The following is a 14,953-nucleotide window of genomic DNA, read 5'->3' on the forward strand; positions in this document are numbered from 1 at the left end:
TCGTGCCCGGATCCGTCCGGGCGGCCGTTCGCGCGCCCGCGGACGCGTGTCGAGCTCGGCCCCGGATGGCCCCGGCAATCGCCTTGCCACTCAGTTTGTTTCGTGGCCCTCGAGTGTGAATATCATCCAATGGTGATGCGTGGCAAGCTTTTTGGGGTGGGGGGAAGCGGCCGGTCCGGTCCGAGCCGGGCGCGGGGTGGCGGCTCGGCGGTGCCGCGAGCCGGGTGGCGTCGGCGCGCGTTCCCGAGATCGCCGGGGCGAACTTCGGTGAGATATGGGCGAATTCGTCGTTTCGGACCAATCGTCCATACGATTGCTGCGGAATTGCGGTTTTCGTTAGGAGGTGTGCTGGCTAACTGACTTTCCGGTACATGTCACGCTGGGTGAACTTTCCGGGTACGGTGACCGACTGGTGAATTCCCGAGGAGCTGGGATTGCCCCGGCGGCACGGGATTCGGCTTATCGTTGATATGCCCGAACGTGTCGCGACCGGTCCGGCCGATCGCGGCTCCAACAGATGAAGCTGCGGGGAGGCGGACCAGGACGACGTGAACGCCCGGGCGTGCACCCCGCGCGGTGCGCCGGGTGGGAAAACCTATACCAGTTGGTGTGTTTCAAGTTTTTCGCGCTTTTCCGTACCAAGAGTTTGGTAATTCCGGGCGTAGCCCGTTTTGAAGTATTTGAAAAACACGTAACTTCGCGTCGAGGCCGTACCGCGGTCGGCGACGGTTAGCTAGCTTCGGAGGCGTTTCGAGCATGGCACGGCAGCAAGAGCGGGCCCGCCGGACACGCGCGGCGATCATCAGGTCCGCCGCCGTTGAGTTCGGGAAGAGCGGCTATGCCGCTGCATCGCTCAACCGCATATTGGAAGGTTCCCGGGCGACCAAGGGGGCCATGTACTTTCACTTCGACTCCAAGGAGGACTTGGCGCGCGCGGTGCTGGAAGCGGCGGTCGACCGCTACCGGGCATCGACCGAAAGGTGGCTCACCCGAACCGATCTCGGCCCACTCGACGTGCTGCACGGCATGATCGACGAGATCGCGTTGCGGCTCGAGAACGACATCATCATCCAGGCCGAGTTCCGGCTCATCATCGAGCCGGAGTTCTATCGCGACATCCAGGCCGGCGGCGGCCGCATCCTCGGGCGCGCCATCCGGCAGCTCGCGGTCCGGGCCGCGGAGCACAAACAGCTGCGGTCGGATTCGGATCCGGACCGGTTCACCCGCACCCTGGCGGCGGCCCTGGCGGGCCAGCGCTACATCGCCGATGTGCTCACCGGTCCGGCCGATCTGCGGGCCCGGTTCGCCGAGGCGCTCGAGGTGATCGTCGACGCCACCGCGACACCGGAGTGGGCCGAGGAGTTCCGCCGCGTGGGATGGCGGGTGTCCGCCCGGCTCGAAGATCTCAACTTGGGACTCTGACCAGCTGATTTGGGAATCACGCGGAGCCTGTCATAAGCTATCTCCGCTCCCAACGGAAGCCGTTGAGCAAACGGTCCGGAGAAATCCGGCGGGCCCCCTTCGTCTAGCGGCCTAGGACGCCGCCCTTTCAAGGCGGTAGCGCGGGTTCGAATCCCGTAGGGGGTACAACGATGGTGACATCGTTGTCGGAGCATGTAGCAAGGCCCTGTGGCGCAGTTGGTTAGCGCGCCGCCCTGTCACGGCGGAGGTCGCGGGTTCGAGTCCCGTCAGGGTCGCAAGATCTTTTTGCGACAGCAAGAAGCGCACGAAACTTGGCATTCGAATCGGGTGCCTTTCGGCCAGGTAGCTCAGTTGGTACGAGCGTCCGCCTGAAAAGCGGAAGGTCGCCGGTTCAATCCCGGCTCTGGCCACTCGATCGCAGGGAGCCCCTGCTCGCGGACTACGCGAGCAGGGGCTCTCTTCGTCTCTCTTGTGGGAACCGAGCCCACACACCCCAGCCGGAGGGCTCCGCCCCCGGACCCCCGCTCCCGCCGCGGTTCGATCCGAATCGTTCTGCCGTTGCGTGTTTTGTCGTATGCGCGTCCGATCTTGGTGGAATGCTGGGTTGCATGGCTGAGGACAACCAGTGGTATTACTGCATCTCCCATCACAAGGCGGAGCAGGGAAAGACCTGCTGGGTCGGGGACCGGATGGGGCCGTATCCGGATCAGGCGACAGCCGAGCGGGCGTTGGATATTGTGCGAGAACGAAACCGGCGTGCCGACCAAGAGGACGACTGACGCTCGGGTGACGGGGGTGACCGCGCCGACACGGTGCGCTCACGAGGCACTCAGGCGGACCAGGTACGGTTTCTGAGCCAGAAGACGACCGATCGGGAGGGCGTACCTTGAAGGTCACCGTGGTGGTGCCGACCTACAACGAGCGGGAGAACCTGCCCGTTGCGGTGGAGCGGCTGACCGCACTGCCGGTGGAGGACCTGCATGTGCTGGTGGTGGACGACAATTCACCGGACGGCACCGGCGAGGTCGCGGACAAGCTGGCCGCCGATCTGCCGAACGTGGTGAGCGTGCTGCACCGGACGGAGAAGGACGGCCTGGGCCGCGCCTACATCGCCGGCATCACCAAGGCGCTCGACGAGGGCGCGGACGTGGTGATCCAGATGGACGCCGACCTGTCGCACCCGGCCGAGGTCATTCCCGCCATGCTCGACAAGCTGAAGACCACCGACGCCGGCGTGGTGCTCGGATCCCGGTACGTCCCCGGCGGTTCCACGGCCGAGGAGTGGAAGTGGTACCGCAAGGCGCTCTCCGCCTGGGCCAACTTCTACGTCAACATGATCCTGCGCCTGGGCGTGAAGGACGCCACCGCCGGGTTCAAGGCGTGGAAGGCGGACACGCTGCGCGCCATCGACGTGGCCTCGATCAAGTCGAACGGTTACTCGTTCCAGGTCGAGATGAACTACCGCACCGTCAAGAAGGGCATCTCCATCGCCGAGGTGCCGATCCGCTTCGAGGAGCGCACCCTGGGCGCCTCGAAGATGAGCCTCAAGGTGCAGTTGGAGTCCGCGGCCATGCCGTGGAAGCTGCTGTTCGGGCGGGCCGTCTAGAACTGTCCGGTCCCGCTAGGAGTCACCGGTATCGCCGGGCCAGTGGAGCAGGGTGTCGACGAACAACTGTCGGACCTGCTCCACTTCTGTATCCAGGCGCGCCGGGTCCCAGCCGCTGACATCGATCGGCGGTAGGACGGCCACGTCCACGACGCCCTTGCGGACGATCGCGGAGTTGCGCCACGCGATCTCCCCGGCATTGCGGATCACCACCGGGATGATCGGCACGCCCGCCTGCATGGCGATATGGAACGCGCCCTTCTTGAACGCTCCCACACGCGGCGTCAGGGAGCGGGTGCCCTCGGGGGCGATCACCACCGACAGTCCGCCCCGCAAGGTCTCGACGACCGGCTCCAGCGCGGCCTTCGCGGCGGCGGAGTTCGCACGGTCGATGAAGGTGACCTCCACGAACCGCATGAGGGGCCCGAAGACCGGGTTCTTGGTGATCTCGCGTTTGGCGACGCCGGTGAATCCGGTGCCCAGCACCTCGGCCAGCACCACGATGTCGAACTGGCTCTGGTGGTTGAAGACGAACACCGCCGGTCGGGGCGCGCGGGCGTGTTCCGCGCCGGTCACCCGCACCGTGACCCGGGTGCCGCGCAGGGTCGAGTCGGCGGCGTGGGTCATCATCGAATCCGCCATCTGGCGGCGCTGTTTCGTGTGTGCCTTGGCGGCCACGCCGAACAGCGCTCCGCCGAGTAGACCAGTGAATCCGGCCAGGGTGCGGGCGTAGTCGGTGGCCTTGGGGGCCTGCCGGGGCCGGAAATGCAGGACCGGCCACTCCTTTTCGGCCGCCTCGAGCACGACGCGCGGGTCCGGGTTGACGGCCACCGGGTGCCCGGCGGTCTGGAGCAGCGGCAGGTCGGCGGCGCTGTCGGCGTAGGCCCAGCTCCGGGTGAGGTCGATGTCGTGGGCGATGGCGAAGCGGCGGACGGCGTCGGCCTTACCGTTGCGCCACAGCGTCTTTCCCTCCACGTGCCCGGTGAGCACGCCGTCCTGCACGGCCATGGCGGTGGACAGCACGTGCGGGATGCCGAGTTCGGCGGCGACGGGTTCCACCTGGTAGCGGCTGATCGAGCTGATCAGGACCAGGGTGTGGCCGGCGGCCTCGTGCTCGCGGACCAGCCGCCAGGCCTCGGGGTAGATGTGCCCGTACACGTTGCGCGCGAACACCTGCCGTCCGAGGTCGACCAGGTCGGCTTCGGGCACTCCGGCCCAGTCGTACATGGCCGATTGCAGGAAGCGTTCGTATTCGCCTTCGCTGCGGGCGCCGCGGATGCTGCCGAGCAGGCTGGCGGTGAGCGCACCGCGGGCGCTGCCGCGGCGCAGCAGGCGGCGGGCGAGCGGGGGCGGGTTGAAGCCGTGCACGACGGTGCCGCCGAAGTCGAAGATGGCGGCGACCCGCGGGCCCTGCGGTCCGGTGCGCACGGCCTCGAGGGCGGTGGCGAGATCCTGTGCGCCGATGGGCCGCTGGGTGACGCCGACGCCGGGTCGCAGGGTCGGGTTGGTGCGTCCCGCCGCGCGGCCCCGGACCCGGTGGGTCACAGCGCTTCCATCCGGTTGGACGGGTCCAGGGTGGCCGCGCGGGTGATGCGCTGCCCGATGGCGCGCAGTTCGGCGGCGAAGGCGCTGCGTCGGGCGGCCAGGTCGGCCGGATCGCCGGCGGGGGTCAGCAAGCCGTGGTTGTCGGCGAGTTTGACGGCGCTGCCGAACAATTCCGAGGACACCGATTCGGGGCTGTGCAGGCGTTGTTGCAGCAGCATCTGTTTGCCGACCTGGAGGCATTCGTCGATGAGGGCCTTGCGGTCGACGGGGTCGACCGGGTCGCGGGCGGCGAGCCGTTCGGCCACCACCAGTTGCGCGTCGAAGAAGGAGCGCAGCACGCGGTGGGCCATCATGAAGCCGGAATCGGCGAGCCGGGCCAGGATCTCGGAGCCGAGGGTGCCCGCGGCGGTCCGGTGATGCCATTCGGGGTCCACGCGCAGCATCTCGGCGGTGAGCTGGGTGGTGAATTCGGCGCGTTCGGGGAAGAAGAACTCGAACTTGAGCAGGTCGCGCAGGCGGTAGGCGGCGTCCCACCCGGCGCGCAGCTGGTCGCCGTCGGGGGCTTCGACGCCGGTGAGGACGGCGAGTTCGAGGATGGCGCGGTTCACGAACCAGTGCACGGCGCTGTTGCGGTAGAACGCGGCCTCGAGGTGCGCGCCCGCGTTGATGGCGTACACCGGTTCCAGTCCGGCCCGGTACACGGTGACGACGGTGGCGACGGCCAGCTGTTCGAGGACCACGGCGAGCCCGTGATCGTCGCGCAGCGTGTCGAGTTCGCCGGTCGGCAGGCCGCGGCTCTCGATGTAGCCGAGCACGGGCGCGATGGCGTTGCGGAGTTCGGGCCGGGTCAGCGCGCGTTCGTGGACGCCGAGCAGCACCAGGGTGGTGAGCGCGTTGACGGTGATCGGGGTGACCTCGTTGATGCCGACGGCGACCTCGAAGGCCAGCCGCTGCACGGCCAGCTGCTCGCGTTCGACGGCTTGTTCGGTGCCCGGATCCTGGTGTCCGGTCAGCGGATCCCCGTTGGCGGCCAGGCGGTCGCGGGCCGAGAGCGGGGTGCCGAAGCGTACGTACACGTGCCCGGCGGAGTGCTGCTGGTTGCGGACGTAGCGGGCCAGCCAGGCGAGGCCCTCGGGTTGTTTACGGCCGCCGGTCTGTTCGTCGGCGATGGCCCCGATCTCGTTGAGCCGTTCGTAGGTGATGGAGACCGGCACCAGCATGACGTCGTCGATGCGTTTCGAACGCAGCGCCGCCGCAAGGTAGTTCAGCAGCCCGTAGCGCGGCGGCCGGAGTTTGCCGGTGCGGGTGCGCCCGCCCTCGAAGTACCACTCCAGGTTGAAGCGTTTGGTGAGCAGGTAGGCGAAGTACTCCTCGACGACGGCCTTGTAGACCTCGTCGTCGCCGAAACTGCGGCGGATGAAGACGGTTCCGGTGCGCCGGGCGATCGGCCCGATCGGCCAGAACTTGAGGTTGGCGCCGCCGACCACGTGGTTGGGCGGGAAGTCGTTGCGCGCCAGGATGTCCCCGAGCACGAAGGCGTCCACGTAGGAGCGGTGCGAGGGCAGGAAGACCAGCGGATAGCGGCGGTTGAGCGAGCGCAACCGGTCGAGTCCGGTCTCGTCGGCGTCGACGTTCCAGGTGGAGGCGTGGACGGGCCGCATGGCCTGGGTGAACAGGTCGGAGACGAGGCGGCTCTGGGCGGCGACGAGTTCGCGCAGGCCCCGCTCGGCGCGCCGGTAGACCTCGCGTGGGGGGAGTCCGGATTCGAGGGCGATGGCGTCGAGCCGGCGCAGGAATTCGGGGGAGTCCAGGATCTCCTCGACCACCAGTCGCGGCACCTTGTACCGGTCGCCGATGACGGCGCGCTCGGCGCGTTCCAGCGCGACGATGCCCGCGCGCACGATGGCCCGCCCGAAAGCGTCGGGCACGATGGCGGATCCGGGGTTGTTGGCGCGCAGCTCGCTGAGCCGGGCGGGCTGCCCGGTGAGGATCAGGTGCCGGTCGGGGGCCTTGCCGATGAGCCGCCGCTGCATGAGCCGGTGCGGTTTGCGTGGGTTGGACAGGCTCAGCAGGTCGCTGAAGGTGGTGCGGCGCACGCCGTCTCGTTCGGGCGGCAGCCACAGCACGCGGACCGGTACCACCAGCGGGTCGTCGGCGCGTCCGACGAGGCGGTCGGTGACGGCGGCGGGGTCGAGGTCGATCTGGGTGACGGGGGCGGAGGTGCCGAACTCCTGGGTGATGCCGCCTTCGGCGAGCCAGCCCCCGATGAGTTCGCGTTCCACCCGGGAGGCGGCGTCGACCAGGGCGACCACGGATTGCGGGGCGGTGAGCGCGGCTTCGGGGAGCCGGCTGTCGTGATCGAGCATCTTCGTTCCCTCCGCATGAGCCGCTGCGATCCATTGAAGCCCAAACCGGGGCGGTGGGACGGGAGGTCGGGCAATTCACCGGTCCGACCCGGGGTTTCGCCGTGTTGCGCGGCGGTGGTGACGGACGTCGCGATGCGGGCCTCCCCACGAAGGGAAAGGTAATGCTAACCTCACTCCCGAGTTAGGTAAGCATAACCTTGGAGGTCTGGTGTCGGTCGCTGACGAACGGGTACGGCCCGAGGGGGAGCAGCGGTGGGGAGAGTACGTCACCGATCCGGTCGCGGCCGTCACCGCGCTGGCGGCGGCGGATCGCTTCGGTGAGTACGTGGTCTACGAACGGCCCGGCGAATGGGTTTTCGCCGCCGACCCGCTGGGCGGCGTCGAGCTGGACGCGGGCGAACTGCGGGTGAGCTGGGACGGACAGACCACGGTGGGACCGTGGTCGGGCAATCCGGCGCAGGCCCTCGACCGCGCGCTGGCCGGGCTGCCCCTGGAGGGCCGCAACGCCTTCGGCTGGATCGGCTTCGAGTTCTGCGCCTGGTCGCTGGGCGCGACCGAGCACGTGCACCCGCGGGCCACCCTGGCGCACTTGATGATTCCGCGCATCGAGGTCCGCATCGACGCCGCCGGCGTGCGGGTGTCGGGCGCGACGCCCGCCGAGACCGGCGACATCCACGAGCTGATCGCCGCCGCCCAGGACACCGCGCTGCCCGTCGCGTACCCCGTGGACGTCACCCCGGACCCGACCGGCTATCAGGACCGGGTCGCCGCGGGCGTGGCCGAGATCCGGGACGGCAAGTACCAGAAGGTGATTCTGTCCCGGAAGGTCGATCTGCCCTTCGCGGTCAACATCCCCGCCACCTACCGCCTGGGCCGCGCGAACAACACCCCGGCGCGCTCGTTCCTGCTGCGCCTGGGCGGCCTGGAGGCCGCGGGCTTCAGCCCGGAACTGGTGGCGGCCGTGGATCGCGACCGGGTGGTCACCACCGAGCCGCTGGCCGGGACCCGCGCCTTCGGCCGCGGCGACGACATCGACCTGGCCGCCCGCGCCGACCTGGTGCGCGACCCGAAGGAGATCGTCGAGCACGCCATCTCGGTACAGACCTCGTTCGCCGAGATCGCCGCGGTCGCCGAGCCGGACACCACCGCGGTCTCCGACTTCATGGCGGTCCGTGAGCGCGGCAGCGTGCAGCACCTGGCCTCCACCGTGCGTGGGCGGCTGGCCGCCGACCGCAGCCCGTGGGACGCGCTGGAGATGTTGTTCCCGTCCGTCACCGCCTCCGGCATCCCCAAGGCCGAGGGCGTGGACGCGGTGTTCCGCCTCGACCACGATCCGCGCGGCCTGTATTCCGGTGCGGTGGTGACGGTTTCCCCCGACGGCGCGCTGGAGGCGACGCTGGTGCTGCGCGCGGTCTACCAGTCCGGTGCGGGCGCGTGGCTGCGCGCGGGCGCGGGCGTGGTCGGGCAGTCGCGGCCGGAGCGGGAGTTCGAGGAGACCTGCGAGAAGCTGGGCAGCGTCGCGCCGTACGTGGTGCGGGCCTGATCCCCGAACCGGAGATCTGAGGGTCAGATGGGGAAGTCGACATCCGTCAACCGCTCGGACAGCTCCCAGAGCTGCCGGGCGGTCTTCTCGTCGTGGGAGGCGGCGTTGGAGCTGACCCGGGTCGGGTGGCCGCGCCAGTTGAACCGGTCCGGCCCGTAGTAGGCGCCGGGTTCGATGTCGGCGGTGGCCGCGTACAGGGTTGGCAGCGCGCCCATGTCGGCGCTCTGCGCGATCAGCCGGTTGCCGAGGCCGACCAGCTGTTCGAGCACGTTCTGGGTCTCGGAGCTGATCTCGGTGGCGGCGTAACCGGGGTGCGCGGCGACCGCCAGCTTGGCCGATCCGGTGACCGTGAGCCGCCGCTGGAGTTCGTAGGTGAACAGCAGCACGGCGAGTTTGGACTGCGCGTACGCGCCGAACCGGGAGTAGGCGCGCCGCTCCCAGTTCAGGTCCTCCAGGTCGATGCGCCCGATCAGGTGGGTGAGGCTGGAGGTGTTGACCACGCGCTCCGAGATCCGGTCCAGCAGTAGGCCGGTCAGCGCGAAATGGCCGAGATAGTTGGTGCCGATCTGCAATTCGAAGCCGTCGGCGGTGGCCCGCTTGGGGACCGCCATCACGCCCGCGTTGTTGATGAGGACGTCGGCCCGGTCGATGGCGTCGGCGAAGGCGCGCACGGAGGCCAGGTCGGCCAGATCGAGGGCGCGGATGTGCACGTCCCCGGGCATGGTGGCGGCCACCGCCCGCGCCTTGATCTCGTTGCGGCAGGCCATGATCACGCGCGCCCCGGCGGCGGCCAGGGCGCGCGCGGTGGCCTCGCCCAGGCCGCTGGTCGCTCCGGTGACGATGACGATCCGGCCACTCTGGTCAGGAATATCCGATTCGTTCCACCCACCCATAGGTGAACTCTATGACGGATCGGCTCTCACCGCGCGGCAAGGGCCTTCTTGTCGATTTTCCCGACCGCCGTCACCGGCAGGGAATCGATCTGCCGCAACACATCCGGGAGTTTGTAGGTGGCCAGGCCGCGCTCGGTGAGGAAGGTCTTGACGGCCGCCAGCGACGGCAGCTCGCCCTCGGTCACCAAGAACACGCCGACCTTCTCGCCCAGGGCCGCGTCGGGCAGGCCCACGGCGGCCGCGTGCCGGACGCCGGGATAGGCGAGAAGATGCTCCTCGAGTTCGTCGCAGGAGATGTTCTCGCCGCCGCGGTTGATCACGTCCTTGATGCGGCCGGACACGATCAGGTGGCCGCTGGGCAGGCGGCGCACCAGGTCGCCGCTGCGGTAGAAGCCGTCGGGGGTGAAGGCGCGGGCGTTGTGTTCGGGGGCGCGGTAGTAGCCGCGCAGCGTGTAGGGGCCGCGGGTGAGCAGTTCGCCCTCCTCGCCGTCGTCGACGTCGTGGCCGTGCTCGTCCACCACCCGCACCTCGTCGGCGGGGGCGAGCGGGCGGCCCTGGGTGGTGCACACCAGGTCGTCGGAATCCTCGGCGCGGGTGTAGTTGAGCAGGCCCTCGGCCATGCCGAACACCTGCTGCAGGCGGCAGTCCAGGGCGGGGGTGACCTCGCGGGCGTTCACCTCGGCCAGTTTCGCGCCGCCGACCTGGAGCAGCCGCAGTGAGGACAGGTCCGCGTCCTCCCATTCCACTGCCGCGCACCACAATTGGGCCAGCGGCGGCACCACGGCCGTCACGGTCACCCGGTGCCGTTCGATGGCGGCGAAGGCGCTCTCCGGGCTGGGGTCGGTGACGAACGCCATGGCCCCGCCGGTGGCCACGGTGCCGAGCACGCCGGGGCAGGCGAGCGGGAAGTTGTGGGCGACGGGCAGGGTCGCGAGATACACGTCGTCGGGGCCGAGTTCGCAGACCGCGGCGCTGGCGGTGGCGTTGTAGACGTAGTCGTCGTGGGTGCGGGCGATCAGCTTGGGCAGTCCGGTGGTGCCACCGGACACCAGCATGAGCGCGATGTCGGAGGCGTCCACCTCGGGCAGCGAATCACCGTCGGCGGGAATCGAATCCAGGTCGGTGAACGGCCCCGGGTCGCCCAGGATCAGGATGTGGCGCAGGTCGGGGAGTTGTGGGCGGACCTCGGCGGCCAGGGCGCGGTAGTCGAAGTCGCCGAGCCGGTCGGCCGCGATGTAGGCGACCGCGCCGGAAAGCCGGGCCAGATGCTCGATTTCGGCGCGGCGGTGCGCGGGCAGGGTGAGCACCGGGATGATCCCGGCGCGCAGCAGGCCGAACAGCAGCGGCAGGAACGCGGGGGTATTGGGCAGCTGGACCACCACGCGGTCGCCGGATCGGATGCCGAGCTTCAGGAGGCCGTGCGCCATTCGGTCCGTGGCGCGGTCGAGGTCGGCGTAGGTGGCCGGGGCGCGGCCGGGTTCGTCGCTCAGCAGGGCGGGCCGCTCGGGCCACTGCCGGGCGGCGTCGCGCAGGAGTTCCCCGAGCGGGCGGCCCGCCCAGTAGCCCTCGCGCCGGTACCGCTCGGCGAGGTCGGCGGGGAAGGCGACGAATCCGTCGCGATGGCCCGCGGCGGCGGGTGCGGTCGTTGTCACGGCTCTGACCTCTTGCTGGTAAGGGTGTCCTTGCATAGGTTAGGCAACCCTATCTCAATGGGTTACGCTTCTGCCCATCGATCCCGTCGAACAAGGAGTAGCAGCGGAATGGAGTCACCCCAGGGGCCGTCGGCGAACATCGCCCGGGACGAGATCCGCGCCGCCATCGCCGGACACCTCGGTCTCGACCCGGCCGATATCGCCGACCACGACGACCTCATCCAGCTCGGCCTCGACTCCATCCGCACCATGAAACTCGCGGGCGCATGGCGCAAGCGCGGCCTGGCCGTGAACTTCGCCCAGCTCGCCGCCGAGCCCACGGTCGCCGCCTGGCACGGTCTGCTGAGCGGGACCGGCGAGGAGAGCGCCGCGCAGGCCGATCACGGTGCCGTGGAGGCCGATCACGAGGCCGCGCAGTCTGTTTCGAGTCAGGAGCCGAGCAGCGAGCTCGCCGCGGTCGGTGTCGCGGCGGCCGTTGACCTCGAAACCGACGCCGGCGCCCCGTTCGCGCTCGCGCCCATGCAGCACGCGTACTGGATCGGGCGGTCCGACAGTCAGCAACTCGGCGCCGTCGCCGCCCACCTCTACGTCGAATTCGACGGGGCCGGTGTCGACCCCGCCCGCCTCGGCGCCGCGGTCGAGGCGCTGGTGCGGCGGCATCCGATGCTGCGCACCCGGTTCCGGCCCGACGGCACCCAGCAGACCCTGGAGCGCCCGGGCCGGGACGTCTGGAGCGTCACCGACCTGCGTGACGCCGCGCCGGAGGCGGTGGAGCGGGCGCTGGAGGAGCTGCGGGACCGCCGGACCCACCAGCTGATGGCCGTCGAGGACGGTCAGGTCGTCGATATCGCGCTGACCCGGCTGCCGGAGGGCCGCACCCGGCTGCACCTGGACGTGGACATGCTCGCGGCCGACGCCATGAGCTATCGCATCCTGGTCGCGGACCTGGCGCGCCTGTACCACGGTGAGCAGCTGCCGCCGCAGGACTACACCTTCCGTGAGTACCTGGCCGAACACGCCGGTCCCGCACCGGAACACGCCGCCGACCGCGCGTGGTGGCAGGCCCGTCTGCCCGAACTGCCGGGCGCGCCGGAACTGCCGCGGGCTTCCGAGGCCGCGGTGGCGGAGCCGGGGGAGCGGGCGGCGCGGACCGTGCGGTTGCACCGCTGGCTGTCGCCGGAGGCCAAGGGTCGCGTGTTCGCCGCGGCGCACGCCCGCGGCATCACCCCGGCCATGGCCTTGGCCTCGGTGTTCGCCGAGAGTATCGGCGGCTGGTCGGCGCAGCGCCGGTTCCTGCTGAATCTGCCGCTGTTCCATCGGGAACCGGTGCACCCGCAGGTGGACGGCGTGGTCGGCGACTTCACCTCCTCGGTGTTGCTGGAGGTGGACGTCACCGAGCCGGCTACCGTCACCGAGCGCGCCCGGGCGCTGCAGCGCGAATTGCACGCCGCCGGAGCGCATTCCGGCTACACCGGCCTCGAGGTGCTGCGCGATCTGGGCCGCCTGCGCGCCGAACCGGTGCTGGCCCCGATCGTCTACACCAGTGCCATCAACCTGGGTGAGCTGTTCGCCGACCAGGTCACCGACACCTTCGGCGACCCGGTGTGGATCATCTCGCAGGGTCCGCAGGTACTGCTCGACGCGCAGGTCACCGAAGTTCGCGGCGGTTTGCTGCTGAACTGGGACGTCCGCTCGGACGCCTTCCCGCCGGCCATGGTCGAGACCATGTTCACCCGCTACATCGACGCCGTCCTGCGCCTCGCGGGCAGTGACGAGCCCGCGCCGGACGCCGATGACGACGCCGCCCACACCACCGCCGGTTTCGGAGGCGCGGGATGGGACGCCGAGGCCGCGGTGCGAATTCCCGTGGAGCAGGCGGTGGTTCGCGCCCAGGTCAACGCCACCGACGGCCCGGTCAGCGGTCGCGCGCTGCACAGTGGCCTGTTCGACAACGCCGCCGCGAACCCGGACGCTCCGGCCATCGTCTGGGAGTCCGACCGCGTCGATCCGGCGGGGTCGGCGGACGGCCGTGAATCCGGCTCCGTCGCAAACGTTCTCACGTATCGCGAGCTGGCAGCGCAGGCGCTCGCGGTGGCGGGTGCGCTGCGGGCGGTGGGTGTCCGGCCGGGCGACGCGGTCGCCGTGCAGTTGCCGAAGGGCGCGGATCAGATCCTGGCTACCGTCGGCGTACTGGCCGCGGGGGCCGTGTACGTGCCGATCGGTTTCGACCAGCCCGACCGGCGGCGCGCCGAGATCCTGCGGACCGGCGCGGTCGTCGCGGCGGTGACGACTGGTGGCGAGGTGCCCGGGCTGCCGACCGTGGCATTGCGCGCGGCGCGGGAGTACCCGGAGCCATTGGCGCAGGCCGTGATCCCGGATCCGGAGGCCATCGCCTACGTGCTGTTCACCTCCGGCTCCACGGGGCGGCCGAAGGGTGTGGAGGTGCCGCACCGGGCGGCCATGAACACCATCGACGACCTGAACGAACGCTTCGGGATCGGTGTGGATGATCGCGCACTGGCGCTCTCGGCGCTCGAATTCGACCTGTCCGTCTACGACATCTTCGGTCTGCTGAGCGCCGGCGGCGCGGTGATCGCGCTGGATGAGGGACAGCGCGCGGAGCCGGGCCGCTGGGTAGAACTCATCCGCCGCCACCGGGTGTCGGTGCTGAACTGCGTCCCCAGCCTGCTGGACATGACGCTGGAGGCCGCGGCCGGGAAACCTGTGGACAGTGTGCGCATGGTGATCCTGGGCGGCGACTGGGTGGACGTGGCGCTGCCGGGCCGCCTCGCCGCGGTGGCTCCCGGCTGCCGGTTCGCCGGACTGGGCGGGGCCACCGAGACGGCCATCCACTCGACGATCCGCGAGGTCGTGAATGCCGAGGTGCCGCCGGAGTGGTCAGCCGTCCCGTACGGCACCCCGCTGCGCAATGTGCGTTGCCGGGTGGTCGGCCCGTCCGGTCAGGACTGCCCGGACTGGGTGACGGGTGAACTGTGGATCGGCGGCGAGGGGGTGGCCGCCGGGTACCGCGGGGACCCGGAGCGCACCGCCGACCGGTTCGTCACCCACGACGGCCTGAACTGGTACCGCACCGGCGATCTGGCTCGCTACCTGCCCGACGGCTGCCTGGAATTCCTGGGCCGCGCCGACCATCAGGTCAAGATCCGCGGCTACCGGGTGGAGCTCGGCGAGGTCGAGAGCGTGCTGCGCGGCCTGCCGGGCGTGCGGCACGCCATCGCCGCCGTGGTGGGCGCGGCCGCGCCGAAGCTGGCCGCCGTCCTGGTGGCCGACGACGGCGTCGCCCTGGACGTCCCGGTGCTGCTGGAGGCGGCCGCGAATCTGTTGCCCGCCTACATGATTCCGGATCGGGTGGAGACGCTCGCCGAGCTGCCGTTCACCTCGAACGGCAAACCGGACCGCAAGGCCATCGCCGGGCTGCTGGCCGCGGGCGAGCGGGCGGGTGAATTCGTCGCGCCCCGAACCGATGTCGAGCGTGCCGTGGCCGACATCATCGCGTCGGTGCTGGGCCGCGAGTCCGTCGGCGTGACCGACGACTTCTTCGCCCTGGGCGGCGATTCGGTGCTGGCCACCGCGGTCATCGCCCGCGTGCGGGACTGGCTGGACTCCCCGGACACGGTGGTCGCCGACTTCTTCGCGGCCCGCACGGTCGAGGGGCTGACCGCCCGGCTGCTGGAGCGGGAGCGCCGGACCGGCGCCACCGGCCGGCTCGACGGCGTGGCCCGCCTCTACCTGGAGGTGGCCGCCATGTCCGACGACGAGGTACTCGCCCTCTCCTGAAAAGGCGTGATCCCCGCGCCCTTGTCGCGGGGTGCGGGGATCGGCGGCGGGTGTCTCGGTGCGTGGGCGGCAGCATTCCAGATCAGGACCAGGATGCCCGGCAAACCCGCGGGTATGAGGGTGTCCAC

General features: G+C 70.2%; 9 protein-coding genes and 3 tRNA genes. 8 read left to right on the forward strand and 4 right to left on the reverse strand.

What is annotated here, in order from left to right; genetic code table 11:
- The first annotated feature begins 756 nt into the window (after nucleotides 1-756).
- The 6 genes from ACQPYY_RS03120 to ACQPYY_RS03145 all read left to right on the forward strand — a co-directional run bounded on the left by ACQPYY_RS03120 (nucleotide 757) and on the right by ACQPYY_RS03145 (nucleotide 3,028).
- Nucleotides 757-1,422, forward strand: a complete 666-nt coding sequence (locus tag ACQPYY_RS03120; protein ID WP_379105826.1) for a TetR family transcriptional regulator — start codon at nucleotides 757-759, stop codon at nucleotides 1,420-1,422.
- A gap of 92 nt (nucleotides 1,423-1,514) precedes the next feature.
- A tRNA-Glu gene (locus ACQPYY_RS03125) sits at nucleotides 1,515-1,587 on the forward strand.
- A 36-nt stretch (nucleotides 1,588-1,623) separates the two neighbouring features.
- Nucleotides 1,624-1,697 (forward strand) — tRNA-Asp (locus ACQPYY_RS03130).
- A 61-nt stretch (nucleotides 1,698-1,758) separates the two neighbouring features.
- Nucleotides 1,759-1,832, forward strand: a tRNA-Phe gene (locus ACQPYY_RS03135).
- A 198-nt stretch (nucleotides 1,833-2,030) separates the two neighbouring features.
- Nucleotides 2,031-2,201, forward strand: a complete 171-nt coding sequence (locus ACQPYY_RS03140; RefSeq protein WP_379105824.1) for a hypothetical protein — start codon at nucleotides 2,031-2,033, stop codon at nucleotides 2,199-2,201.
- Between the two features lie 125 nt (nucleotides 2,202-2,326).
- Nucleotides 2,327-3,028 (forward strand): polyprenol monophosphomannose synthase, encoded by a 702-nt coding sequence (locus tag ACQPYY_RS03145; protein ID WP_379106245.1) that lies wholly within the window; start codon nucleotides 2,327-2,329, stop codon nucleotides 3,026-3,028.
- A 15-nt stretch (nucleotides 3,029-3,043) separates the two neighbouring features.
- Here the strand turns inward: ACQPYY_RS03145 and ACQPYY_RS03150 are convergent, their stop codons facing one another.
- Both ACQPYY_RS03150 and ACQPYY_RS03155 read right to left on the reverse strand, forming a co-directional pair.
- Nucleotides 3,044-4,573 (reverse strand): HAD-IB family hydrolase, encoded by a 1,530-nt coding sequence (locus ACQPYY_RS03150; RefSeq protein WP_433592690.1) that lies wholly within the window; start codon nucleotides 4,571-4,573, stop codon nucleotides 3,044-3,046.
- Nucleotides 4,570-6,939 (reverse strand): glycerol-3-phosphate 1-O-acyltransferase, encoded by a 2,370-nt coding sequence (locus tag ACQPYY_RS03155; RefSeq protein ID WP_433592691.1) that lies wholly within the window; start codon nucleotides 6,937-6,939, stop codon nucleotides 4,570-4,572. The genes ACQPYY_RS03150 and ACQPYY_RS03155 overlap by 4 nt, the downstream gene beginning before the upstream one ends.
- A gap of 208 nt (nucleotides 6,940-7,147) precedes the next feature.
- Here ACQPYY_RS03155 and ACQPYY_RS03160 point away from each other — a divergent pair, with 208 nt between their 5' ends.
- A complete protein-coding gene (locus ACQPYY_RS03160; RefSeq protein WP_433592692.1) occupies nucleotides 7,148-8,482 on the forward strand; it encodes a salicylate synthase in 1,335 nt (444 codons plus the stop codon).
- A 23-nt stretch (nucleotides 8,483-8,505) separates the two neighbouring features.
- Here the strand turns inward: ACQPYY_RS03160 and ACQPYY_RS03165 are convergent, their stop codons facing one another.
- Together ACQPYY_RS03165 and ACQPYY_RS03170 are read right to left on the reverse strand one after the other, a co-directional pair.
- Complete coding sequence (locus ACQPYY_RS03165; RefSeq protein WP_433592693.1) at nucleotides 8,506-9,375, reverse strand: oxidoreductase; 870 nt, start codon at nucleotides 9,373-9,375, stop codon at nucleotides 8,506-8,508.
- A gap of 26 nt (nucleotides 9,376-9,401) precedes the next feature.
- Nucleotides 9,402-11,027 (reverse strand): (2,3-dihydroxybenzoyl)adenylate synthase, encoded by a 1,626-nt coding sequence (locus ACQPYY_RS03170; protein WP_433592694.1) that lies wholly within the window; start codon nucleotides 11,025-11,027, stop codon nucleotides 9,402-9,404.
- Between the two features lie 108 nt (nucleotides 11,028-11,135).
- On the opposite strand from ACQPYY_RS03170, the gene ACQPYY_RS03175 reads away from it, so the two are divergent.
- Complete coding sequence (locus ACQPYY_RS03175; protein ID WP_433592695.1) at nucleotides 11,136-14,825, forward strand: amino acid adenylation domain-containing protein; 3,690 nt, start codon at nucleotides 11,136-11,138, stop codon at nucleotides 14,823-14,825.
- The last annotated feature ends 128 nt before the right edge of the window (nucleotides 14,826-14,953 follow it).

The organism is Nocardia sp. CA-145437, assembly GCF_050956485.1.
GTDB lineage: Bacteria > Actinomycetota > Actinomycetes > Mycobacteriales > Mycobacteriaceae > Nocardia.